The 23531-nt window shown below is 62.8% G+C and carries 17 protein-coding genes; 8 read left to right on the top strand and 9 right to left on the bottom strand.

The features are described from left to right. Window positions 1-74: 74 nt before the first annotated feature. The 5 genes from ACTORR_RS12735 (at window position 75) to ACTORR_RS12715 (ending at window position 8945) form a co-directional block, all read left to right on the top strand. Window positions 75-2411, top strand: a complete 2337-nt coding sequence (locus ACTORR_RS12735; RefSeq protein WP_313365242.1) for a TonB-dependent receptor — start codon at window positions 75-77, stop codon at window positions 2409-2411. An 18-nt stretch (window positions 2412-2429) separates the two neighbouring features. Next, window positions 2430-4106 (top strand): aryl-sulfate sulfotransferase, encoded by a 1677-nt coding sequence (locus tag ACTORR_RS12730; protein WP_313365243.1) that lies wholly within the window; start codon window positions 2430-2432, stop codon window positions 4104-4106. A gap of 520 nt (window positions 4107-4626) precedes the next feature. After that, entirely contained in the window at window positions 4627-6069 is a 1443-nt protein-coding gene (gene gabD, locus ACTORR_RS12725; protein ID WP_054887247.1) for an NADP-dependent succinate-semialdehyde dehydrogenase, read from the top strand. A 180-nt stretch (window positions 6070-6249) separates the two neighbouring features. Beyond that, a complete protein-coding gene (gene gabT / locus ACTORR_RS12720) occupies window positions 6250-7527 on the top strand; it encodes a 4-aminobutyrate--2-oxoglutarate transaminase (RefSeq protein WP_054887246.1) in 1278 nt (425 codons plus the stop codon). A 137-nt stretch (window positions 7528-7664) separates the two neighbouring features. Further along, window positions 7665-8945, top strand: coding sequence for a response regulator (locus ACTORR_RS12715; RefSeq protein ID WP_054887245.1), 1281 nt, complete (start codon window positions 7665-7667; stop codon window positions 8943-8945). 27 nt (window positions 8946-8972) lie between these two features. On the opposite strand, the gene ACTORR_RS12710 is transcribed toward ACTORR_RS12715, so the two are convergent. Beyond that, window positions 8973-9959, bottom strand: a complete 987-nt coding sequence (locus ACTORR_RS12710) for a GGDEF domain-containing protein (RefSeq protein ID WP_054885941.1) — start codon at window positions 9957-9959, stop codon at window positions 8973-8975. A 141-nt stretch (window positions 9960-10100) separates the two neighbouring features. After that, entirely contained in the window at window positions 10101-11285 is a 1185-nt protein-coding gene (gene desA / locus ACTORR_RS12705) for a delta-9 fatty acid desaturase DesA (protein WP_313365675.1), read from the bottom strand. Between the two features lie 148 nt (window positions 11286-11433). Here desA and dibA point away from each other — a divergent pair, with 148 nt between their 5' ends. Both dibA and ACTORR_RS12695 read left to right on the top strand, forming a co-directional pair. Further along, window positions 11434-13329, top strand: coding sequence for a phosphodiesterase DibA (gene dibA, locus ACTORR_RS12700; RefSeq protein WP_099813917.1), 1896 nt, complete (start codon window positions 11434-11436; stop codon window positions 13327-13329). An 82-nt stretch (window positions 13330-13411) separates the two neighbouring features. After that, window positions 13412-14766 (top strand): IS3 family transposase gene (locus tag ACTORR_RS12695; protein ID WP_212632439.1). Its coding sequence is split into 2 segments (ribosomal slippage): window positions 13412-13885 and window positions 13888-14766, totalling 1353 coding nucleotides; the frame shifts between segments, so codons are not numbered across the junction. 90 nt (window positions 14767-14856) lie between these two features. On the opposite strand, the gene ACTORR_RS12690 is transcribed toward ACTORR_RS12695, so the two are convergent. The 6 genes from ACTORR_RS12690 to ACTORR_RS12665 form a co-directional block, all read right to left on the bottom strand. After that, complete coding sequence (locus ACTORR_RS12690) at window positions 14857-15501, bottom strand: methionine ABC transporter permease (RefSeq protein WP_099813863.1); 645 nt, start codon at window positions 15499-15501, stop codon at window positions 14857-14859. Beyond that, entirely contained in the window at window positions 15491-16600 is a 1110-nt protein-coding gene (locus ACTORR_RS12685) for a methionine ABC transporter ATP-binding protein (protein ID WP_313364408.1), read from the bottom strand. Before ACTORR_RS12685 ends, ACTORR_RS12690 begins: the two co-directional genes overlap by 11 nt. A 1-nt stretch (window position 16601) precedes the next feature. Next, window positions 16602-17402, bottom strand: coding sequence for a MetQ/NlpA family ABC transporter substrate-binding protein (locus ACTORR_RS12680; RefSeq protein ID WP_099813861.1), 801 nt, complete (start codon window positions 17400-17402; stop codon window positions 16602-16604). Next, window positions 17395-18786, bottom strand: a complete 1392-nt coding sequence (locus tag ACTORR_RS12675; RefSeq protein ID WP_313364409.1) for an LLM class flavin-dependent oxidoreductase — start codon at window positions 18784-18786, stop codon at window positions 17395-17397. The genes ACTORR_RS12680 and ACTORR_RS12675 overlap by 8 nt, the downstream gene beginning before the upstream one ends. Further along, complete coding sequence (locus ACTORR_RS12670; RefSeq protein WP_313364410.1) at window positions 18786-19967, bottom strand: SfnB family sulfur acquisition oxidoreductase; 1182 nt, start codon at window positions 19965-19967, stop codon at window positions 18786-18788. The genes ACTORR_RS12675 and ACTORR_RS12670 overlap by 1 nt, the downstream gene beginning before the upstream one ends. A 135-nt stretch (window positions 19968-20102) precedes the next feature. After that, window positions 20103-21344 (bottom strand): SfnB family sulfur acquisition oxidoreductase, encoded by a 1242-nt coding sequence (locus tag ACTORR_RS12665; protein ID WP_099813858.1) that lies wholly within the window; start codon window positions 21342-21344, stop codon window positions 20103-20105. A 387-nt stretch (window positions 21345-21731) separates the two neighbouring features. Here ACTORR_RS12665 and ACTORR_RS12660 point away from each other — a divergent pair, with 387 nt between their 5' ends. After that, entirely contained in the window at window positions 21732-22685 is a 954-nt protein-coding gene (locus tag ACTORR_RS12660) for an IS110 family transposase (protein WP_212632438.1), read from the top strand. A gap of 83 nt (window positions 22686-22768) precedes the next feature. Here the strand turns inward: ACTORR_RS12660 and tcyN are convergent, their stop codons facing one another. Then, the gene (gene tcyN, locus ACTORR_RS12655; protein ID WP_054885932.1) at window positions 22769-23530 is read right to left on the bottom strand and encodes an L-cystine ABC transporter ATP-binding protein TcyN; all 762 of its coding nucleotides are present in this window, start codon (window positions 23528-23530) and stop codon (window positions 22769-22771) included. Window position 23531: the final 1 nt, after the last annotated feature.

Genomic DNA, 23531 nt, shown 5'->3' with positions numbered 1-23531 from the left:
AAGCCCAACTGACCGCGATTCGGTTCCGCCAACGGAAATGCTCGCCCAGGGCCGCAGCCTCAAGGAGCATTTGCATGTCTGGACTTTCCCGTTGGCCTGCGCGCGCGTCGCGCTTTACCTTGCAACCCTTGGCCGCCGGCGTGTTGCTGGCAGCATCCAACGGCAGCTTTGCCGAAGAACCCGTCAGCACCACGCCGGCCGTGGAGCAGGAAGCCAAGCTCGGCACGGTCACGGTCAATGCCCGCCGCCGCGAGGAAACCGCGCAGAGCGTGCCCACGCCCATCAGTGTGCTCAGCAGCGAAACCCTGGAAACCCAGCGCATCTACCGTGTGCAGGATCTGCAACAGCTGGTGCCCAGCACCAATGTCGCCTATGTGCATGCGCGGCAGTCGAGCATCTCGATTCGTGGCCTGGGCAACAACCCGGCCAGCGATGGCCTGGAAGGCAGCGTCGGCATCTATCTGGACAACGTCTACCTCGGGCGGCCGGGCATGGCGGTGTTCGACCTGCTCGATGTCGACCAGCTGGAAGTGCTGCGCGGCCCGCAGGGTACGCTGTTCGGCAAGAACACCACGGCGGGGGTGCTGAACATCACCACGCGCAAACCGACCTTCCACCCCGAGGGCAGCATTCAGCAATCGATTGGCGAGGACGGTTACCTGCAGACCCAGGGCAGTTACTCCGGGCCGATCACCGAGACGCTGGCGGGGCGCATCAGTGCCTACCACACCGAAGACGATGGTTATGTGAAGAACATCCACAACGGCGACGAGCTCAACGGTGGCAAACGCCAGGGCTTTCGTACCCAGCTGCTGTTCAAGCCGAGCGAAACCTTCAACCTGCGCTGGATCGGTGAATACAACGAAGAGGATTCCAACAACGGCATCCTCAGCCTCTACAGCACCGGGCCGACCATCAATGGCGTCAACCGCTACGAAAGCCTGGCCGCCCAGGCTGGGGCGACACTGGTATCGGGCAAGGACCGCAAGGTCAACTTCGATGCCGACCAACAGGTGACGGTGTTCCAGGGCGGTACCTCGGTCGAGGCCAACTGGACCCTGCCCAACGACTTCACCCTGACTTCGATCAGCGCCTACCGCTGGTGGGACTTCACCCCGCGTAATGACGACGGCCTCAATGTGCCGGTGTTCTACAGCGCTGGGGTGTCGGTACGCGACAAGCAGTACTCCCAGGAAATCCGCCTGGCGTCGCCCACCGGTGGCGTCTTCGACTATGTGCTCGGCGCGTACTACTTCAAGCAGGACCTGGACAACAAGTCCTTCACCTATTACGGCCCCCAGGCGGACATCTGGAACATCACCCCGGCCGGCGCCCTGGCCAACGTCAATACCATCGGCAATGGCCATATCGATACCGACAGCTACGCGCTGTTCGCCCAGGGCACCTGGCACCTTACCGATCGCCTGGACTTCACCGCCGGTATCCGCGGCACCTACGAGGAAAAGAGCGCCTGGGTGACCCGCGACGCGCCAACCGGTGGTGCTGCTGTAACCGGTGCGGCCGCCGCTGCGCGCCAGGGCAGGGTGGGGGCGTACGATTCGGGCGACCTCAACCAGTACAGCTTCAGCCCTTCCGGGCTGCTGGGGCTGAGCTATCGCTTCAACGAGCAATTGCTCGGCTACGCCACCCTGACCCACGGCGAGAAGTCTGGTGGCGTCAACCTCACCGTCGGCGCCGCGCCGCGCCTGGGCACCGACTCCTTGCTGGTCGGCACCGAGCGGGCCAACAACGCCGAGTTGGGCCTCAAGAGCACGCTGTTCGATAACCGCCTGCAGCTCAACACCAACCTGTTCTGGACCGAGGTGCATGGCTACCAGGCCAACGTCTACGACCAGATCAACCGCGTGCAGTACCTGGCCAACGCAGGCAGCGTGCGCTCGCGCGGCCTGGAGTTCGAAGCCACGGCGCTGCCGATCAAAGGCCTGACGGTGAACTTCAACGGCTCGTGGAACGACGTCCGCTACCTGAAGTACGACGACGCACCGTGCCCGCCGGAAGTGAGCCTGGCCAATGCCACGGCCACCTGCGACCTGTCCGGCCACCAGGTGGTCGGCGCCTCCAAGTACATCGCCAACCTCAACGGCGAATACAAGTGGCAGGCCAGCCAGCACGTCGAACCCTACGTCACCGCCAGCTATGCATTCCGCTCGCGGGCGGTGGGCACCATCGACGATTCCGACTTCGGCCAGATCCCCAGCTACGCGCTGGTCAACCTCTCCGCCGGTGTGCGCCTGGACCAGGGCGACGGCGTGGTCGACCTGTCGCTGTGGGTGAAGAACGCCGGCGACAAGACCTATTTCACCAGCCTGTGGAACTCCGCCAACGGTGGGTACGCCGGCGTGCTCGGTACCCCGCGCACCTTCGGCGCCACCGCCCGTTACGACTTTTGAGTAAAAAGGAGCTTTGCCATGAACGCCAAGACTGAAACCCCAGTACTGCCCGAAGGCGCCTGCCTTACTGCCAAGGTCCCCGAGCGCACCGAGGCGCTGCTCGGCGATGTGGTGGTCAACCCGTACCGCCTGGCGCCGCTGACCGCGATCATCCGCGACGGTGGGCGCAGCCTGAGCGCCGCCCATGTGCGGGTGCGCGGCAAGGGCGAGCGCGGCGTGGACATTGCCTACGAGGTGTCCGAGCGCTCGCTGTGGACCTATGGCGGTATCCCGGTATTCGGCCTGTACCCGGACTACGTCAACCAGGTGGAAGTGACCTACAAGCTCGACGGCGAGCGCATCCGCGAGCAGTACCAGATCTATGCTCCGGCCGTGCGCCTGCCAGTGGTGGCGAAGCAGACCGCCGCGCTGCCGGAGGTCGAACCGGTCAAGGTGGCGCCAGGCTTCGAGCAGCGCCTGTACCTGTTCAACCACCTGCAAGGTGACATTCCCGGTGGCCGTGCCTTCAAGTGGAACGGCCTGGGCGGCGCCGCGGAATGGGACCAGGTCGGCAACAACTGGATCTCCGACAGCAACGGTGACGTGCGTTGGTACCTGGACATCGAGCAGATCCACGACTCCAACCGCCGCGACGGCCTGGGCGGGACCATGGGCTTCCAGCAGACCCGCGACGGCAAGCTGATCTGGGGGCAGGGCCAGACCTATTCCAAGTTCGACCTGCTGGGCCGGCGTATCTGGCAGCGCAACCTGCCGGACAAGTTTGCCGACTTCTCCCACGAGATCCGCGAAACCGCCAACGGCACCTACCTGCTGCGCGTCGGCACCAGTGATTATCGGCGCCCGGACGGCAAGCGGGTGCGTTCGATACGAGACCACATCATCGAGGTCAACGAAGCCGGCGACGTGCAGGACTTCTGGGACCTGAACCAGATTCTCGACCCCTACCGCGGCGACTTGCTGGAAACCTTGGGCAAGGCGGCGATCCAGCTGCCAGAAGGTGTACAGAAGCAGGACGACCGCCTGGCCAACGAACTGGCCGAAGGCGACTTGCCGTTCGGTGATACCCCAGGCGTGGGCACCGGGCGCAACTGGGCCCATGTCAATGCCATTGACTACGACGCCGATGACGACAGCATTATCGTTTCAGCTCGCCATCAAGGGGTGGTGAAGATCGGTCGGGACAAGCAGGTGAAGTGGATTCTGGCTTCACCACAGGGCTGGCCGCAGCGCCTGCGCGAGAAGGTGCTGACCCCCGTCGAGAGCGAAGGCTTCGACTGGTCCTGGACCCAGCACACCGCCTGGCTCACTGGCAAAGGCACGCTGACCGTGTTCGACAACGGCTGGGGGCGCGACTTTGCGCCCACCAGGCTCAGTGGCAACTACAGCCGGGCGGTGGAATACAGGATCGATGAAGCCAAGGGCACGGTCGAGCAGGTCTGGGAATACGGCAAGGAGCGTGGCGACGAATGGTATAGCCCGGTGACCTCGGTGGTGGCCTACCGGCCAGAGACCGATACCCAATTCATCTATTCGGCTTCGGTGAATTTCCTTACGCCCGAGAAGCTGACCACCACGGTGCTCAATGAAGTGCGTCGAGGGACCCAGGAGGTATTGGTGGAACTCAAGGTGCACAGCCGCCAGCCGGGTTCCGTTGGCTATCGGGCCCTGGTGATCGACCTGGCCAAGGCGTTCTGACTTTGGTTGGCCTGACGTAGATTTTGTATGGGTGCATAGATCGAGCGCCGCCCGCGCGGCGCATCGCGGGCAAGCCCGCTCCCACATCTGTTTCGGGCCAGTCTCTCCTGTGCCGCCAACAGGATCCGCCTTGGTGCATGACTGGAGACTGGTGGAGCGGCATCAGCGCCCACCGAGATGCATTGCCATGCCAACAAGGCGGTCCCTGTTGGCTTCACAGGAGAGATTGGCCCGAAACAGATGTGGGAGCGGGCTTGCCCGCGATGCGCCGCGCGGGCGGCGCTCGATCTCCCAGGCGCCAAAGATGTCACGGCGAACCCTCCACCCTTCACATTTCCCTCCGCTCGATCGTCTACCCTGTAGCGACCATTTCCGGATAGGGTGTTCAACCATTCGTTCTTTTTTTCGAACGGCCTATTGTCCAACACCCCAGCAGCCGCTTAGCATTCGTTTGAGATTTCAAACGCTCGATGCCCTGCCTTGGGCGCTTTTCAAACAATCAACAATTCGGGAAGCCGACATGCAGCTCAAAGACGCTCAGTTGTTCCGCCAGCAAGCCTTCATCAACGGTGAGTGGCTGGATGCGGACAGCGGCCAGACCATCAATGTGACCAACCCGGCCACTGGTGAAGTCATCGGTACCGTGCCGAAGATGGGCACCGCGGAAACCCGCCGCGCCATCGAAGCCGCCGACAAGGCCCTGCCGGCCTGGCGTGCACTGACCGCCAAGGAGCGTTCGGCCAAGCTGCGTCGCTGGTTCGAACTGATGATCGAGAACCAGGACGACCTGGCTCGCCTGATGACCACCGAGCAAGGCAAGCCACTGGCCGAAGCCAAGGGCGAAATCGCCTACGCTGCCTCGTTCATCGAGTGGTTCGCCGAAGAAGCCAAGCGTGTCTACGGCGACACCATCCCGGGCCACCAGCCAGACAAGCGCCTGATCGTCATCAAGCAGCCGATCGGCGTTACCGCGGCCATCACCCCGTGGAACTTCCCGGCCGCCATGATCACCCGTAAAGCCGGCCCGGCCCTGGCCGCTGGCTGCACCATGGTGCTCAAGCCTGCTTCGCAGACCCCTTACTCCGCCCTGGCCCTGGTCGAGCTGGCCAACCGTGCCGGCATCCCGGCTGGCGTGCTGAGCGTCGTTACCGGCAGCGCTGGCGAAGTCGGCGGCGAGCTGACCGGCAACTCCCTGGTACGCAAGCTGTCCTTCACCGGCTCGACCGAAATCGGCCGCCAGCTGATGGAAGAGTGCGCCAAGGACATCAAGAAGGTTTCCCTGGAGCTGGGCGGCAACGCTCCGTTCATCGTGTTCGATGACGCCGACCTGGACAAGGCGGTCGAGGGCGCGATCATCTCCAAGTACCGCAACAACGGCCAGACCTGCGTCTGCGCCAACCGTATCTACGTGCAGGATGGCGTCTACGACGCGTTCGCCCAGAAGCTGGCCGCTGCTGTCGCCAAGCTGAAGATCGGTAACGGCCTGGAAGAAGGCACCACCACTGGCCCGCTGATCGACGGCAAGGCTGTCGCCAAGGTCCAGGAACACATCGAAGACGCCGTAGGCAAAGGCGCCAAGGTGCTGTCCGGTGGCAAGCTGATCGAAGGCAACTTCTTCGAGCCGACCATCCTGGTCGACGTGCCGAACACCGCTGCTGTCGCCAAGGAAGAGACCTTCGGCCCACTGGCGCCGCTGTTCCGCTTCAAAGACGAAGCCGAAGTGATCGCCATGTCCAACGACACCGAGTTCGGCCTGGCCTCGTACTTCTACGCCCGTGACATGAGCCGTGTGTTCCGTGTCGCCGAGGCCCTGGAATACGGCATGGTCGGCATCAACACCGGCCTGATCTCCAACGAAGTGGCGCCATTCGGCGGCATCAAGGCTTCGGGCCTGGGCCGCGAAGGTTCCAAATACGGTATCGAGGACTACCTCGAAATCAAATACCTGTGCATCAGCGTCTGATCGCCAGGTAAAAGGTTTTACCTCTGCCAGCGGGGCGCGAGAGCGACGTCTCGCTGGCCTTTTTGACATCGCAGTACCTGGTGGACAGGGCGTTTACGGCAGTCGATCAACGAATACTGTTCGCGAACACACCCGGCCACCCCCGAATAAAAGCGCCGCTGTCGGCGCAATGAGGGCTTTATGAGCAAGACCAACGAATCCTTGATGCAACGTCGTGTAGCCGCCGTCCCACGTGGCGTCGGCCAGATCCACCCGATCTTCGTGGAATCCGCGAAGAACTCGACGGTGATCGACGTTGAAGGCCGCGAACTGATCGACTTCGCCGGCGGCATCGCAGTACTCAACACCGGCCACCTGCACCCGAAAGTGGTTGCAGCTGTGCAAGAGCAGCTGACCAAGGTCAGCCACACCTGCTTCCAGGTGCTGGCCTACGAGCCTTACGTCGAGCTGTGCGAAAAGATCAACAAGCTGGTGCCAGGCGACTTCGACAAGAAGACCCTGCTGGTTTCCACTGGCTCCGAAGCCGTTGAAAACGCCGTCAAGATCGCCCGTGCAGCCACTGGCCGCGCTGGCGTGATCGCCTTCACCGGCGGCTACCACGGCCGTACCATGATGACCCTGGGCCTGACCGGCAAGGTCGTGCCGTACTCCGCTGGCATGGGCCTGATGCCAGGCGGCATCTTCCGCGCCCTGTTCCCGAGCGAACTGCACGGTGTCAGCGTTGACGACGCCATTGCCTCGGTCGAGCGCATCTTCAAGAACGATGCCGAGCCACGCGACATCGCCGCGATCATCCTCGAGCCAGTCCAGGGCGAAGGCGGCTTCCTGCCAGCGCCGAAAGAGCTGATGAAGCGCCTGCGCGAGCTGTGCGACAAGCACGGCATCCTGCTGATCGCCGACGAAGTGCAGACCGGCGCTGGTCGTACCGGCACCTTCTTCGCCATGGAGCAGATGGGCGTTGCGCCTGACCTGACCACCTTCGCCAAGTCCATCGCTGGCGGCTTCCCGCTGGCCGGTGTGTGCGGCAAGGCCGAAATCATGGACGCCATCGCTCCGGGCGGCCTGGGCGGCACCTACGCCGGTTCGCCGATCGCCTGCGCCGCGGCCCTGGCCGTTATCCAGGTGTTCGAGGAAGAGAAGCTGCTGGACCGTAGCAAGGCTGTTGGTGAGCACCTGACCACTGGCCTGCGCAAGATCCAGGAAAAGCATCCGATCATCGGCGACGTCCGTGGTCTGGGCTCGATGATCGCTGTGGAAGTCTTCGAAAAAGGCACCCACACCCCGAACGCTGCTGCCGTTGCCCAGGTTGTGGCCAAGGCACGCGACAAGGGTCTGATCCTGCTGTCTTGCGGCACCTACGGCAACGTCCTGCGTATCCTGGTTCCGCTGACCGCCGAAGACGCACTGCTGGACAAAGGCCTGGCCATCATCGAAGAGTGCTTCGCTGAACTCGCCTGATGTGACGCGCTTCATGAAAAAACCCGCCTAGGCGGGTTTTTTTTGTGCCCAGAAAAGCCGGGTGAGGCTATGGTGGTGAAAGGATTTGCCTTGGAAGCTGCGAAGGACTGTGTGTCAGGGATAACCAGGAGTTGGCCATGAGTGCTGCAGACCCCACCCCACCTTGCGTATTGATCGCCGAAGGCGACCCTTGGGTACGCGAAATGCTGAGCGAAATGCTGCTCAGCGTGCGTTGCGACGCCCGCTTGCAAGTCTGCGCCGACGGTTCGCAAGCGCTGACTGCGCTGGCCAGCAAACCTGACCTGATCATCGCAGCCCGTGAGCTGGCAGGCTGCGATGGCCTCGACCTGCTGCGCAACGTGCGCGCCAAAGGCCCCGAGCTGCCTTTCATTCTCATGAGCAACCGCAGCGATAGCGCCAGTGTGCGCGAAGCGCTACCGCTGCACCCCACGGCTTACCTGAGCAAACCGCTGAACCTGGACAAGCTGCGCAAAAGCCTGGAAGAGTTGCTGCTGGCCGTGGGCGAGCGGATCACCTGCCCGGTGCCGCCGTTGCAGCCTGGCGCCAACCTGCCGGCTTACCTCGAACAACGCCGCGCCACTGCCGATGGCGGGCCGTTGTTCGCCGATGTGCAGGTGGCGATCAAGCGCGCACTCAACCCGCAGGGCCTGAACCTCAAGGTGCTCGAAGAGGAAGTGCGCGACGACCCGCAGATCACGGCGGTGCTCATCGCCGCCGCCAACAGTGCCAGCCTGCACCGTGACGCACCGGTGCAGACGCTGATGCAGGCGCTGAACAAGCTCGGTAGCACCCAGAGCATGAACCTCATTCTCGGCCTTGCCCTCAAGCGCAGTGCGCGGCTGAGCGACCCGCTGCTGACGCAACATGCCACGCATTACTGGAACCTGTCGCTGCACACGGCCGAATACGCCCGCACGCTGGCGCGCATGCTCGAACTGGATCAGGAGCGCTGCTACTGTGCCGGCCTGTTGCATTGCCTGGGCGACCTGGCGGTGCTTCGTTGCCTGCAGGAGTGGCGCCTGGCCGGGGGCGAGCTGGACGAAGACCGGGTGCAGCTGTCGCTCAATGAGTTCGGCGCAGCGTTCGGCTCGGCGCTGCGTACCCGCTGGCGCTTGCCGCTGAGCCTGCGTGAGCTGATCGCGGCAATCTATCAGCTGGGTGGCGGGGTGTATTCGCGGGAGATCCTCGCCTTGAACCTGGCCGGGCAACTGGCGCGCCTGCCGGCGGATCAGGGGCTGGAGAAGATCGCCAGCAGCAAGACGGCGCGTTTGCTGAAGATTGGGCTGCCGGAGCTGAGCCGGTTGCGCAAGGTGGAGAATCCTGAGGTAAAGCCGCAGGAGGAGATTAAGGTGAGTGTTGAGGAATCACCTGCTCCTGAAGAACAATCGCCTACTTGAGAAATCGGGGCCGCTTCGCAGCCCCAGTCAGCCGCGAACTATCTGATTCTTACCCTGCCGCTTGGCCCGGTACATCGCCGCGTCGGCGCGGGCGAACAAGCTGTCCAGCGACTCGTCTTCATCCGTCAGCCCGGTCAGCCCCTGGCTCACCGTAACGTTGTACACCTCATCGCCATGGCTGAAGCCCTGGCGCTGAATTTCCCGCTGCAACCGCTCGGCAATCTGCTCGGCGACTTGGGCATTGCAGCCCGGGAACACCGCCGCGAACTCCTCACCGCCGATGCGCCCGAACAGGTCACCGCGACGTAGCACGGCCTTGCCGCTGTCGGCGATGCGCTGCAGCACCTGGTCACCTTCCTGGTGCCCGTAGCTGTCGTTGATACGCTTGAAGTCGTCGATGTCCAGCAGCAGGAAGGCCAGAGGCGTGCCGTCCTCTCGGGCACTGTCGAAGGCCTGCCGGGCACACTCGAAGAAGTGCCGGCGGTTGCTGCTCTGGGTCAGGACGTCGGTGGTGGCCAGGCGCTGCAGTTCGCCTTCGAGCTGCTTCTTTTCGGTGATGTCTTCGGCGATGCCGACGATGATCACCCGCTCGCCTTCGCTCTGCTGATTGATGTAGCACTTGTCGCTGAGCCAGCGCACCTGGCCGCTGGCGTTGAGGATGCGGTACTCGCGGTCCTCCACGGCTCCCTTGAGCAGCACCTGGGCCAGGCTGCGTTCGGCGAACTCCAGGTCGTCGGGGTAGATGCTGTCGCGCCATTCGTTGTAGTCGGCCAGCACCAGGCTGGCCGGGCGCCCGAAGATGCGCTCGTAGGCCGGGCTGACGTAGAGCACCTGGCGGGTTTCCCAGTCGAAGGCCCAGAGTACGGCGTTGACGCTGTCGAGCAGCGAGCTGTAGAGCTGTTCGCGCTCACTCAGGCGGGCGACTTCGCCCTGGGCATGGAACAGGGCCAGCAAGGTTTGTGCAGCTTCGGGAGGCGGTGTACCTGAAAATGACGAAGGAGGGTTCTTGGCCATGAGCACGGAGCAGTTCTCATTGATGAGGCGCGCGGCCACTAACCGGCCCGCCACGCGGGCGATGTGCCGGATTTGAGTGGATTTTCAGCGGGGAAGTTCCAGCAGGCACGCCCCGTTGCAGGGCGTGCCGATCAGCGGCTATCAGGCGCCGGTGGGCCGCAGGGAATAGGTTTTCAGCTGTGCCGCGAAGTCGTGCAGGGCATGGATGCCGCTGGCCTCGGCCTCGTGTACCCAGTCCTTCATGGCCGCGAGCATATCGTGGCCGTTGGCACTGGTGCGGGCCCAGATCTGTTGCAGGGCCAGACGTTTTTCGTAGATGGTTTTCAATGCCTGGCTGTGGGCAAGCATGCGCTCGATGCGCACCTGGTGGCGGTCTTCCAGCAGGCTGGTTTCACGCGAGAGCAGGCGCTTGGCACGGCGGAAGCGATGGCGCACCGAGGCATCGACCTTGGCCAGCTCCTGCTTGACCAGCGGGCCGATCACCAGTTTGCGGTACTGGGCCATGATCTGGAAACGGTTGTTGAGGATGGCCATGGCTGTGTCCATGTCCAGGCTGGCCTTGCCCTCGACGCGGTGGGCGATGGGGGCGACACGCTGCACCTTGGCCAGGCGCAGCAGGCAGAACAGGCGGATCCACGCCCAGCCCATGTCGAACTCCCAGGGCTTGACCGAGAGCTTGGCCGAGTTGGGGTAGGTGTGGTGGTTGTTGTGCAGCTCTTCGCCACCGATGACGATGCCCCACGGCACCAGGTTGGTGGCGGCGTCGCGGCATTCGAAATTGCGGTAGCCGACCGCGTGGCCCAGGCCGTTGACCACGCCGGCGGCCCAGAACGGAATCCACATCATCTGAACTGCCCAGATGGTGATGCCGATGGTGCCGAACAACAGCAGGTCGATGGCCGCCATCAGCACGATGCCGCCGAGCTTGTAGCGAGAGTAGAGGTTACGCTCGATCCAGTCTTCCGGGCAGTTCTTGCCATAGATGCGCAGGGTTTCGGGGTTGCGTGCCTCTTCGCGGTACAGTTCGGCGCCTTTGCGCAAAACTGTGCCCAGGCCCTTGTGCACCGGGCTGTGCGGGTCGTCCGGGGTTTCGCACTTGGCGTGGTGCTTGCGGTGCACGGCCGTCCATTCGCGGGTGTTCTGCGCCGTGCTCAGCCACAGCCAGAAACGGAAGAAGTGCTTGAGCGCGCCATTGAGCTCCAGGGCACGGTGGGCGGAATAGCGGTGCAGGTAGATGGTGACGCTGACGATGGTCACATGGGTCATCAGCAAGGTGACGCCAACCAGTTGCCAGGCCGACAAGTCGAGCAGACCGTTGTACCACATAGATGTAGAAGCTCTCGGGAATGCAGGGAGAAGGGGGTGATTATCCCTTGGCAGGGAAATAAAACCAGTCACCCTTTCAGATAGGAAGTCACGGCATGTTTCAGCCTTTATAATGCCCCATCATTTTTCATGGGCTTTCCCCCCCGACATGTCTGTTTCCGTTCGCGACGCCTTGCGCATGGCCGCGCTGTATGTGGTGCTCTCGTTCCTCTGGCTGGTGCTGGCCGAGGTGGTCCTGCGCAGTATGTCTGACGACCCGTTGGCGTTGACCGTGGGCCGACAGATCAACGTAGTGGTGTGGGTGCTGGTCAGTGCCTTGCTGATCTTCGTGTCCCGCGCCCGTCTGCTCAATTTCATCGGTATCGGCGCGCGCCTGCGCAGCGAGGACCGCGAGCGCCTGCGCATGGCTGCGGCGGTGTTCGACAGCACCTTGGAGGGCGTGCTGGTCACTGACCGCCAAGGCCTGATCGTGCATGTCAACCGCGCCTTCATGCGCATCACCGGCTACCAACAGGAAGAAGTGCTGGGCCATCGCCCCAGCAAGTTCAAGTCGGGCCGCCACGGCGTGCCGTTCTATCAGCAGATCTATGCCGCCCTGGCCGAAAAGGGTGAGTGGAGTGGCGAGATCTGGAACCGTCGTAAAAGCGGTGAGATCTATCCGCAGTGGCAGACGATTTGCGCCATCCGTGACGACAGTGGCGAGCTGAGCCATTACGTGGCGGTGTTCAGCGACATCAGCGCGATCAAGCATTCCGAACAGGAACTGGCCTACCTGGCCCACCATGACCCGCTCACCGGGTTGCCCAACCGCCTGCTGTTCAACGACCGCGCCGAGCAGGCGCTGGCTTCGGCGCAGGCCAACAAGCGCGGCTGTGCCTTGCTGCTGCTCGACCTGGATCACTTTCAGAGCATCAACGACGGCCTTGGCCATACCATTGGCGACCAGTTGTTGAAGCTGGTAGGCGAGCGTCTGCGTGAGGCCGTTGGCAGCAACGTGACCCTGGCGCGCCTGGGCGGTGACGAGTTCGCTGTGCTGGCCGAGAACTGCCAGCAGGTTGGCCAGGCTGGCAAGCTGGCACAGGGCATCATCGAACGCATGCGTGAGCCCTTCGAATTCGATGATCACCGGCTGTTCATCAGTGCCAGCGTGGGCATCAGCCTGTTCCCCACCGACGCCCTGAACGCCGCGCAATTGTTGCGCAATGCCGATTCGGCGCTGTTCAAGGCCAAGGGTAATGGCCGCGCATGCTATGCGCTGTACACCGAAGAACTGACCGCTCACGCCCAGCACCGGGTGGAAACCGCGAGCGAGTTGCGCCGGGCGCTGGCCAATGATGAGCTGCGGGTGTTCTACCAACCGGTGCATGACCTGTTTACGGCGCAGATGGTCGGTGTCGAGGCATTGGTCCGTTGGCGGCACCCGCAGCGTGGGTTGGTTCCGCCGAGCGATTTCATCCCCATTGCCGAACGCACCGGCCTGATTGCCGAGATCGATGCCTGGGTGTTGCGCGAGGCCTGCCGGCAGATGGTGCGGTGGCAGGAGGATGGGCGGACGTTGGCGTTCGTTGCCGTCAATATCTCCAGCCGCTTGTTCGGCCAGCGTGAGTTGTACCGGCAGGTGGCCGATGTACTGCATGAAACTGGGCTGGACCCGGCGCTGCTGGAGCTGGAAGTGACCGAGAGTGCGGTCATGGAAGACCCGGAAGTGGCGCTGGAGCAGTTGCACCGCCTGCGTGAGCTGGGGTTGAACCTGGCCATCGACGACTTCGGCACGGGGTATTCATCGCTGCTGCGGCTCAAGCGCCTGCCGGTGCAGAAGCTGAAGATCGACCAAGGCTTCGTGGCCGGCTTGCCACTGGATGACGACGACATCGCCATCGTCCGGGTGATTGTCGCACTGGCGCGGAGCATGGGCATGCAGGTGCATGCCGAGGGGATCGAGCAGGCGGAGCAGGCGCGGTTCCTGCTGGAGCAGCAGTGCCAGCTGGGGCAGGGGTACTGGTTCGGGCGGCCGGTGCCGGCTGCGGATCTGCGCTGGGGCTGATGGCCTCTTCGCGGGCTCGCCCGCTCCCACAGGTTGGACTGCCCCCAAGAAGTTGGACACCAATCCAACCCTTGGGGGATTCATGGCTAAGTACACTGAGCAGTTCAAGCTCACAGCAATCACTGCCTATTTGGATGGCAGCAACGGTTTCCGTACGGTAGCTCGAAACTTTGGCATCGATTTCAGCCTGCTGCGACGCTGGGTTGCCAGCTACCAGTTGAGACGCAGCATCAGCCCAGGCTCGCATGCACGGCGCTATACCGAGGACTTCAAGCGGCAGGTGCTGAGTTACATGCATGAGCATCGCCTTTCCCTGCGCCAAACTGCTGCGCACTTTGACCTGGGACAATCATCTCAGATAGGCATTTGGCAGCGGCAGTACTACAGTGGCAGTCCTGTCTCGCCTACTGTCATCAAGCAAAGAAAGCCAATCAACGTGTCGAAGAAAATCAAGCCAGCCAAGCCCACCAATACCGACGATGCGCAAAAGCCTCGAGAGCAGCTGATGGCTGAGCTTGAGTACCTGCGCATGGAGAACGCTGTCCTAAAGGAGCTCAAGGCCATGCGGGAGGAACAGGAGCGAACACGGACGAAAAAGTCTTAATCGTCGCCAAACTCAAGCGCAGATTTCCTTTGCCTGACCTACTGCGGGTAGTCGGGCTGGCGCGCAGCACCTTCTACTATCAGCTCAAGGCTCAGCAGAAGCCGGACAGGCATGCGGCGCTCAAAGAACTGGTACATCGTGTCTATCACGAGCACAAAGGGCTGTACGGCTATCGCCGCGTTGCGCTCGTGATAAGAAAGGACAAGCTGGTGAACAAGAAGGTCGTTGAACGACTGATGGCTGAGCAAGGGTTGAAGTCAGTGGTACGGCCTAAGAAATACCGTTCCTATCGTGGTGTTGTCGGCAAGGTGGCGGCGAATTTGCTAGAGCGAAATTTTGTTGCCCAACGACCTAATCAGAAGTGGGTGACCGACGTGACTGAATTCAAGGTGGCGCAACAGAAGCTCTATCTCTCGCCGGTGATGGATTTGTACAACGGTGAAATCGTGGCGTACGAAACGGCCAAACGTCCTTGCTACAGCCTGGTTGGGAACATGCTCGACAAGGCCCTCGACTGCTTGGGAGAGAAGCCGAAGCTTGTGCTGCATTCAGATCAGGGATGGCATTACCAGCAGGCTCAGTATCGTCACAAACTCCGTGGGCGGGGCGTGAAACAGAGCATGTCGCGCAAGGGCAATTGCCTGGACAACGCGGCCATGGAAAGCTTCTTCGGTACGCTCAAGTCTGAATTTTTCTACCTGAAGCGCTTTGAGAGTGTCGATGAGTTGAAAGCGGGCCTGGACGAGTACATCCGCTACTACAACCATGACCGCATCAAACTGAAGCTCAATGGCCTGAGCCCTGTTGAGTACAGGGCTCAGGCTGCAGCATAGAACTGTCCAACTTTTAGGGGGCAGTCCAGGTATCGCACCGCTCCTCAGAGCAGTGATAATCCTGTGGGAGCGGGCGTGCCCGCGAAGAATTCAACGCTTGTTCAAGCCTTTGGCCAACCGGTCCCCACCCAGCTGGATCAGCGCCACCAAGGCCACCAGCATGGCAATCACGGTCAGCATGATCTGGCTGTCGAAGCGCTGATAGCCATACCGATAGGCAATATCCCCCAGCCCACCCGCACCAATCGCCCCGGCCATGGCTGACGAGTTGATCAGCGTCACCAGGGTAATGGTGAACCCACCGACGATCCCCGGCAGCGCCTCGGGCAGCAGTACGTGCCAGACGATGTGCCAACGCCGGCAGCCCATGGCCTGCGCTGCCTCCACCAGGCCATGGTCGACTTCGCGCAGGCTGACCTCGGCAATCCGTGCGAAGAACGGCGTCGCGGCAATGGTCAGTGGCACCACGGCAGCCCACACGCCATAGGTAGTACCTACCACCAGCCGGGTGAAGGGAATCAGCGCGACCATCAGGATCAGGAACGGGATCGAGCGGAACAGATTGACGAAGGCGCCCAGCACTCGATTGAGCAGCGGTGCCTCGAAGATACCGCCCTTGTCGCTGGTGACCAGCAGCACCGCCATCGGCACCCCCACCAGCAGTGCGACCAGCGAGGACACGCCGACCATCAGCAACGTGTCGAGCAAGCCTTCAAGCAAGCGATCAAGCCACATGGCCCAGTACCTCCACGTCTTCGGCCCAGCGGCGGGCGCGTGCGAGCAATTGATGGGTGTCATGCGGCGAGCCCTGAATCGACAGGATCAGCTGCCCGAGCGCATGCTCGCCGATGGTCTGCACACCGCCCTGGAGCAGGCGCACGCGTCCGCCCAGTTCGCTGAACAGGTCGGACAATGCCGGCTCGCCCAGCAGGGCGAGCTTGAGCACCACCGCGCTGTCATGGCCCGCAGGGCTGGCGCGCAGCTTTGCCTGCAAAGCCACGGGCAGCTTTGTCTGCAACGGGGCGAGCAGGGTCCGGGTGACTTCATGGTGGGGGTTGCCGAACACGCGCCAGACTTCGCCCTGTTCGACCATAGCGCCACGTTCCAGCACCACCACGCGGTGGCAGATGTCGCGGATCACTGCCATTTCGTGGGTGATCAGCACCACGGTCAGGCCCAGGCGCTGGTTGATGTCGCGCAGCAGTTCGAGGATCGACGCCGTGGTCTCCGGGTCCAGCGCCGAGGTGGCTTCGTCGCACAACAGGATCTCGGGGTCATGCACCAGCGCCCGGGCGATGCCGACGCGCTGCTTCTGCCCGCCAGAGAGCTGCGCCGGATAGACGTGATGCTTGTCCTGCAAGCCAACCATCTCCAGCAGTTCGCGGACCTTGTGCTGGCGCTCGGCCTTGGCCACGCCCGCCACCTTCAGTGGCAGCTCGACGTTCTGCCACACGGTCTTGGCCGACATCAGGTTGAAGTGCTGGAAGATCATGCCGATGCGCCGGCGCAGCGCCACCAGGCGCTCTTCGTCGAACAGCGCAATGTCTACCTGATCGATCAGGACGCGGCCCTGGCTCGGCTGTTCGAGGCGGTTGATGGTGCGCAGCAGCGATGACTTGCCCGCGCCACTGCGGCCGATGATGCCGAAGATCTCACCACGGCGGATGTTCAGGTCGATGCCTTGCAGTGCCGGTTGTTGCTGGCCAGGGTAGGTCTTGCCAAGGCCGACGAAGCGGACGTGGGCTTCGTTGACCTCCGGGCGCAGGGCCTGCTCCCTGGCCGTTGGCGGCGATGGTTGTGCGGTGGGCGCCCTGAGCGCGTTGGCCTGGCTCATGTCAGCCTTCCCAACCGGCCTGGTACAGGTTGCCATGGGCCTTGTTCAACGCTGCACGCACGGCAGGCGAGTGTTGGTAGATGTCGACGAACCTTGCCAGGCGCGGGTCGTCCTTGCTTTGCGGGCGGATGACGAACTGGATCACGTATTCCTTGTTTTCCAGGCCATCGAACAGCAGCGCCGAGGTGGCATCGAAGCTGTTGGCCAGGCGGATGTAGGCCGGGTAGCCCTGCACAAGGTCGGCGTCGTCATAGGCGCGCACCAGTTGCACGGCTTCGACCTGCAGGATCTTGAGCTTCTTCGGGTTGGCGACGATGTCGTCTTCGGTGGCTTTGTAGCCGACACCCGGCTTGAGGGTGATCAGGCCGGCCTTGGCCAGCAGCTGCAGGCCACGGCCGCTGTTGATCGGGTCATTGGCGATGGCCACGCTGGCGCCTTCGGGCAGTTCGGCGAAGCTCTTGTACTTCTTCGAGTACAGGCCGACGTTGTTGATGATCCCCGGAGCGTAGGGCACCAGGTTGAAACCGGCTGCAGCCTTGGCGTTCTCGAGGAAGGGGATGTGCTGGAAGTAGTTCACGTCGATGTCGCCGCTGTTGAGGCTGACATTCGGTGCGATCCAGTCGCTGAACTCGATCAGCTTCACTTCCAGGCCTTGCTTGTGGGCCTCTTCCACCGCCGCTTCCAAGGGGATGGCAAAGGCCGCAGTGGTGCCGATCTTCAGGGGCTCGGCGGCGAACGCGCTGGTGAGCAGGCCGAGGGTGATGGCGATGGCCGCGACGGGCCGGAACAGTTTCTCAAGCATGGTGCAGGGCTCCAGTCGGGGTAGGGGTTGGGCTGTTGCGGTAAGTGGAACCAGGGTGGTCGGCGGGCAGGTGCGGGTGGTCGCTGGCGAACAGCTTCTGGCGCAGGGTGCCGTCGGCGTAGGCGGTCTTGTAGCGGCCACGTTGCTGCAGTTGCGGGACTACCAGGTCGATGAAGTCCTCATAGCTTTCCGGGGTGACGGTACGGGTCAGGTTGAAGCCGTCCAGGCCGGTTTCGTCGATCCAGGCGATCAGCTGTTCGGCTACCTGATCGGGCGCGCCGACCAGGGTGACATAGCGCCCGCCGAGGGCGTGCTGCTCCAGCAGGCGGCGGCGGGTCCAGGCGTTTTCCTGCAATTGGCGGGTGGCCGACTGGATGGCGTTGCCCTTGCTGGCGCCGATCGGCTCGTCCAGCCCGTAGGCGGCAAAGTCGATGCCGGTCGAGGCGGCGAAGTGCGCCACGCCGGCTTCGGCGCTGGCATGCTGCAGGTACTCGGCATATTTGGCCTGGGCCTGCTGCTCGGTGGGCGCGACGATCACCGTGATGCCCATGAACACCTTCACCGCCTGTGGATCGCGGCCGGCCGCCTGGGCGGCCGCGCGTACCTTGTCGACCTGGGCGCGGGTAGCGGCCTTGTCCTGGCCGCTGATGAACACGCATTCGGCATGGTTGCCGGCAAAGGCCAGGCCGCGCGGCGAGCTGCCCGCCTGGAACAGTACCGGCGTGCGCTGCGGCGAGGGTTCGCACAGGTGGTAGCCCTCGACCTTGTAGAACTCGCCCCGGTGGTGCACCTTGCGCACCTTGCCCGGCTCGGCGTACACCCGGCGCTCACGGTCGTTGACCACGGCGTCATCGGCCCAGCTGCCTTCCAGCAGCTTGTACAGCACCTGCAGGTATTCATCGGCCTGGTCGTAACGCCGGTCGTGCTCGGGCTGTTGCTCCAGGCCCATGGCGCGGGCGGCGCTGTCGAGGTAACCGGTGACAATGTTCCAGCCGACCCGGCCATTGCTCAGGTGGTCGAGGGTGGAGAGACGTCGGGCGAACAGGTACGGGGCCTCGTAGGTAAGGTTGGCGGTGAGGCCGAACCCGAGGTGGCGCGTGACGGCAGCCATCGCCGACACCAGCAGCAGCGGGTCGTTGACCGGCAGTTGGATCGACTCTTTCAGGGTCACGTCCACGGATTTGCCGTAGATGTCGTAGGTGCCGACGATGTCGGCGATGAACAGGCCGTCGAACAGCCCACGCTCCAGCAGGCGCGCCAGGTTGGTCCAGTATTCCAGGGTCTTGTACTGGGTCGAGGTGTCCCTTGGGTGGGTCCACAGACCGTGGTTGATGTGCCCGATGCAGTTCATGTTGAAGGCATTGAGCAGGATCTGCTTGGGCATCAGATAGTCCCCCGGCGTGGAGGGTTGGCGTTGTTCAGGTAGTAGTTGCCGATGGCGTGGTACTTCCAGCGCACCGGGTCGTGCAGGGTGTGCACGCGGGCGTTGCGCCAGTGGCGGTCGAGGTTGTGTTCGGCCAGGGTGGCCTGGCTGCCGGCCAGTTCGAACAGCGTAGTGCCGACGGCAAGGGACACCTCCGTACTGATGGCCCGTGCTTCGGCAACGGCGATGGAGGCAGCGGCTACGGTGTCGGCATTGCTGTCGGCCTGGGCGCGGTCGAGGATCTCGCCGGCGCGTTCGAGCAAGGCTTCAGCGGCATGCAGGCGGATCACCAGCTGGCCGAAGCTTTTCAGCGTCAGTGGGTCGTCGCTGGCCTTGTCCAGACCGGAGTCGACCCATGGCCGGCTGCGCGTGCGCACGAAGTGCAGGGCATCATCCAGGGCGGCGCGGGCGATACCGGTATCGATGGCCGCGTGGAGAATCTGTGCCAGAGGGCCAACCGGCGTCGGGCGTTCGAAGGCACTCTGGAACGGCACCACGTCGTTGGCATCGACCCAGACGTTGTCGAAGGTCACCGAGCCGCTGCCGGTAGTGCGCTGGCCGAAGCCGCTCCAGTCGTCGATCACTTGCAGGCCCTGACTGTCGGCGGGGACGAAGGCCAGTTGCTGGCGGCCTTGGTCGTCGATCACCGAGGTCGGGATCCGTTGAGCATAGAGCGCCCCGGTGGCGTAGAACTTGCGGCCGTTTATGCGGTAACCGGCGCCGTCGTGGGTCAGGCGAGTGGTGCGGTCATGGGCGGTTTTCGTACCCAGTTCGGCCAGGGCATTACCGAAACGGCGGCCGGCCAGTACTTCGGCGTACAGGCGCTGCTGCTGCTCGGGGCTGCCATTGACCCGCAGCACTTCGAGGGCATAGAAGTGGTTCTGCGGAATCTGGCCAAGGGAGGCGTCAGCCTGGGCGATGCGGGCGATGACCTGGGCCAGGGTGACATTGGACACGCCTGCGCCGCCGAAGGCTTTGGGGACGCTGATGGCCCACAGGCCGGAGCGGGTGAACAGCTCCAGTTCGGCGTGGGGCAGGCGGCGTTCGCGGTCGCGCAGGGCGCTGTCGCGTTTGAGTTGCTGGGCGATATGTTCGGCGGTAGCCAGGGCTTGGCTGTCGCTGGTGATTACTGATGTTGTCATGGTGTTCTCCGGGGCCATAGGGCCGCGCTGCGGCCCTTTCGCGACACAAGGCCGCTCCTACAAGGAACCGCGATCGCCTGTAGGAGCGGCCTTGTGTCGCGAAAGGGCTGCAAAGCAGCCCCCAAGGCCCTCAAGTCAGATCCAGGAATGCCGGGCGGGCAGGGTGCCGTTGAGGTGATAAGCGCCGACTGCGTGGTACTTCCAGCGCACCGGGTCGTGCAGGGTGTGCACCCGTGCATTGCGCCAGTGCCGGTCGAGGTTGAACTCGGCCAGGGTGGCGCGGCTGCCGGCCAGTTCGAACAGCTTCTCGCTGGCCTGCAGCGAGATTTCTGTGGTCAGCACCTTGGCCTCGGCCACGGCAATCGACGCCCGCGCTGCGGCGGCGGCATCGATCGGCCCGGCATTGACCTCGTCGAGCACGCGCGCGGCCTTGCGCAGCAGCGCCTCGGCGGCATGCAGTTCAAGTTTCAGGCGGCCGATGTCGGCGATTACATAGGGGTCGTCGCTGGCGCGCTCGACCTTGGCCTCGATCCATGGCCGGGATTTTTCGCGGACGAAGGTGATGGCGTCGTCGATGGCTGCCTCGGCGATGCCGGCATCGATGGCGGCCTGAATCAGCTGCGAGGCCGCGCCCTGGATATTGGGGATATCGCGCTGGCGCCAGTTGTCGATGACCAGTTCGGCATCGACCGGGACCTGATCGAGCAGCACGGTACCGCTGGCGGTGGTGCGCTGGCCGAAGCCGGACCAGTCGTCGACGATGCGCAGCCCCGGGCTGCCACGGCGGACAAAGGCCAGGCGCTGGCGGCCTTCGTCGTCCAGTGCCTTGACCGCCACCCAGTGGGCGAACAGCGCGCCGGTGGAGTAGAACTTCTCACCACTGATGCGATAGCCGTCACCGCTGCGGGTGATCCTCGCCTTGAGCGTCAGGGTGTCCTTGGTGCCGCGCTCGGGGCCGGCGTTGCCGATGCGCCAGCCGTCCAGCACGCTGCGGAAGATCAGCGCCTGCTGGGCTTCGGTAGCGGTCAGGCGTAGCAGTTGCAGCATGCCGAACTGGTTCTGCGGGATCTGCCCGAGGGCCGGGTCGGCGGCGCTGATCAGGCGGAACACTTCTGCCACCGTTTCGAACGAGACGTCGGGGCCGCCATAGGCCTTGGGCACGCTGATGCTGCCCAGGCCGCTACGGGTGAACTGTTCGATTTCTGCCCAGGGCAGCTTGCGTTGCTGGTCGCGGCGGGCGGCCTGCTCGCGGGCGCTCTCGGCCAGCTCACGGGCGGCTTGCAGGGCTTCGGCGTCGTTACGCAGTACCTTGGCCGGCAGCAGCAGGGGCGAGCTGTCGAGATCACTGTGGAATGGGGTATTTGGCTGGGTGGTCATCAGAACCGAACCTCACAAAGTGGATGCGTCGCTTCAGCTGATGGCGACAGACTTTTGCTGGTCCGGTGGTCCGGTTCATATACCCTAATGGCTTATTAGTGGTTTATGAACTAACTCTTTGGAATATACATAGAAGAGTGGATTTGCTGTGGATGTGCCGGCCTCTTCGCGGGCTCGCCCGCTTGTATGGTTAGACTTGAAGGGGTGGTGGGACTAAATGCCCGATTCTGACTGTTAGCAGCAGTACAGACCGTGGGAGACATCGCCCCACCCCTTCCACCAAAGCGCCGATAAAGAATGCATCGTTTGCAAGCGACGATAGAAGCAAGCCAGCGCCTCTTGGTGAAACCCCTTCAAGCCGAAAAACCATAACGTGAGGAGCCGCCCATGGCAATGCAGGCAGGTAAGTTAATCGTGGGTGCGGATGTCGCGAAAGCTGAGCTGGTTATCCACCACGATGATCGCGATGAAATTATCAGACTGAAAAACTCCAAACCCGAAATCAAACGCTGGCTGAAACAGCAGCCCCTCAATACTGCAATTGCTGTTGAGGCGACCAATGTCTACCACCTGGACTTGGTTGAGCAGGCCCATAGCCTGGGTTTCGAGGTTTATGTCATTGATGGCTTTCAACTGAGCAACTACCGAAAAAGCGTTGGAGGCCGGGTTAAAACTGACCCTTCCGATGCTCGATTGCTGTCCCGTTTTCTGAAAAATGAAGGCGAGGACCTTCGCCCTTGGAGCCCCCCTCCAGCGGTCTACGGCAAGCTTCAAAGCCTTCTGCGACGCAGAGCCGCCCTGGTGACTGCTCGCACTGCGATGACCCAGAGCTGGGCTAACGAAAGCCTCTTGCAAGCCGCCTTCGAAACCTTTGTGAAATCAATAGATCGGCTGGACAAGTTGATCCAACAGAAGATCAAGGAAGTGTTGCGAGAAGCTGGGCTGCAGGAGCAAGTCGCTCGCTGTCAGGCAGTAGAGGGCATTGGTTTTCTCACCGCCGCAGCATTGGTGATGGCTTTTATGAGGGGCGAATTCAAAAGTAGCGACTCGTACATCGCCTTTTTGGGAATGGATTTACGGGTTAGTGATTCTGGACAGAAAAATGGACGGCGTCGTCTCACCAAGCGAGGTTGCTCAGAAATTCGTCGCCTATTGCATAACGCTGCGATGGCAGCCAGCAGATCGGCCGCTTGGAAAGGGCTTTATGAACAGCACCGGAAATCTGGTAAAGCAACAACTCAAGCTCTGGTAATCCTGGCTAGAAAGCTCGCGCGGGTGGCATTCGCCCTGATGAAAAATCAGGACGAATACGTCACCAAAGGTGGGAAACTGGCTTGCTGAAAACCATAGAATCTCCCACAGGGAGCTGCGTACACCGATCAATGTGGGAGCGGGCGTGCCCGCGAAGAATACAGCCGAGGTTTTCAGTCGTGCGCAGCAGTGGTACCGAGGAACTTGCGCAGGAATTGCCGGGTACGCTCTTCCTTGGGATTGGCAAACAGCGCCTTGGCCTCACCTTGTTCCACGATCACGCCCTTGTCGAAGAAGATCACCCGGTTCGCCACATCCCGGGCAAAGCTCATCTCGTGGGTGACGATGATCATTGTGCGCTTCTCCTCGGCCAGGCCGCGGATGGTCGCGAGCACCTCGCCGACCAGTTCCGGGTCGAGGGCCGAGGTGGGCTCGTCGAACAGGATCACTTCAGGCTCCATGGCCAGCGCGCGAGCAATTGCCACGCGCTGCTGCTGGCCACCGGAAAGGCGCCTTGGATAGGCGTCTTCCTTGCCCGCCAGGCCGACCTTGGCCAGCAGCCGTCGACCCAGGTCGATGGCCTGTTGGCGAGGGGTCTTCTTGACGATCACCGGGCCTTCGATGACGTTCTCCAGCGCGGTACGGTGGGGGAACAGGTTGAAGTTCTGGAAGACGAAGCCAGCTTGCTGGCGCAGGCGGCGGATCGCACTCTGCTGGCCGCCGAGTGGGCGGTTGGCATCGATGCTGATGTCACCGATCTGAATCTGCCCGGCATCCGGGGTTTCCAGCAGGTTGAGGCAACGCAGGAAGGTGGTCTTGCCCGAGCCGCTGGGGCCGATGATGGCCACTACTTCACCGGGTTGCACGGTCAGGTCGATACCGTTGAGCACGGTCTGGCCCTTGAACTGCTTGGTCAGGCCTTTGGCGACGATCATC

Origin of the sequence: Pseudomonas sp. SAR267, assembly GCF_052077595.1 — a bacterium.
In the GTDB taxonomy this organism is placed as follows: domain Bacteria; phylum Pseudomonadota; class Gammaproteobacteria; order Pseudomonadales; family Pseudomonadaceae; genus Aquipseudomonas; species Aquipseudomonas vlassakiae.
The sequence above is the reverse complement of the archived record's forward strand: the minus strand, read 5'-3'. Positions and strand labels throughout refer to the sequence as shown.

Coding starts and splice junctions, on each gene's coding strand:
- ACTORR_RS12735 (WP_313365242.1), top strand. CDS start 75: ATGTCTGGACTTTCCCGTTGGCCTGCGCGCGCGTCGCGCTTTACCTTG.
- ACTORR_RS12730 (WP_313365243.1), top strand. CDS start 2,430: ATGAACGCCAAGACTGAAACCCCAGTACTGCCCGAAGGCGCCTGCCTT.
- gabD (WP_054887247.1), top strand. CDS start 4,627: ATGCAGCTCAAAGACGCTCAGTTGTTCCGCCAGCAAGCCTTCATCAAC.
- gabT (WP_054887246.1), top strand. CDS start 6,250: ATGAGCAAGACCAACGAATCCTTGATGCAACGTCGTGTAGCCGCCGTC.
- ACTORR_RS12715 (WP_054887245.1), top strand. CDS start 7,665: ATGAGTGCTGCAGACCCCACCCCACCTTGCGTATTGATCGCCGAAGGC.
- ACTORR_RS12710 (WP_054885941.1), bottom strand. CDS start 9,959: ATGGCCAAGAACCCTCCTTCGTCATTTTCAGGTACACCGCCTCCCGAA.
- desA (WP_313365675.1), bottom strand. CDS start 11,285: ATGTGGTACAACGGTCTGCTCGACTTGTCGGCCTGGCAACTGGTTGGC.
- dibA (WP_099813917.1), top strand. CDS start 11,434: ATGTCTGTTTCCGTTCGCGACGCCTTGCGCATGGCCGCGCTGTATGTG.
- ACTORR_RS12690 (WP_099813863.1), bottom strand. CDS start 15,501: ATGTGGCTTGATCGCTTGCTTGAAGGCTTGCTCGACACGTTGCTGATG.
- ACTORR_RS12685 (WP_313364408.1), bottom strand. CDS start 16,600: ATGAGCCAGGCCAACGCGCTCAGGGCGCCCACCGCACAACCATCGCCG.
- ACTORR_RS12680 (WP_099813861.1), bottom strand. CDS start 17,402: ATGCTTGAGAAACTGTTCCGGCCCGTCGCGGCCATCGCCATCACCCTC.
- ACTORR_RS12675 (WP_313364409.1), bottom strand. CDS start 18,786: ATGCCCAAGCAGATCCTGCTCAATGCCTTCAACATGAACTGCATCGGG.
- ACTORR_RS12670 (WP_313364410.1), bottom strand. CDS start 19,967: ATGACAACATCAGTAATCACCAGCGACAGCCAAGCCCTGGCTACCGCC.
- ACTORR_RS12665 (WP_099813858.1), bottom strand. CDS start 21,344: ATGACCACCCAGCCAAATACCCCATTCCACAGTGATCTCGACAGCTCG.
- ACTORR_RS12660 (WP_212632438.1), top strand. CDS start 21,732: ATGGCAATGCAGGCAGGTAAGTTAATCGTGGGTGCGGATGTCGCGAAA.
- tcyN (WP_054885932.1), bottom strand. CDS start 23,530: ATGATCGTCGCCAAAGGCCTGACCAAGCAGTTCAAGGGCCAGACCGTG.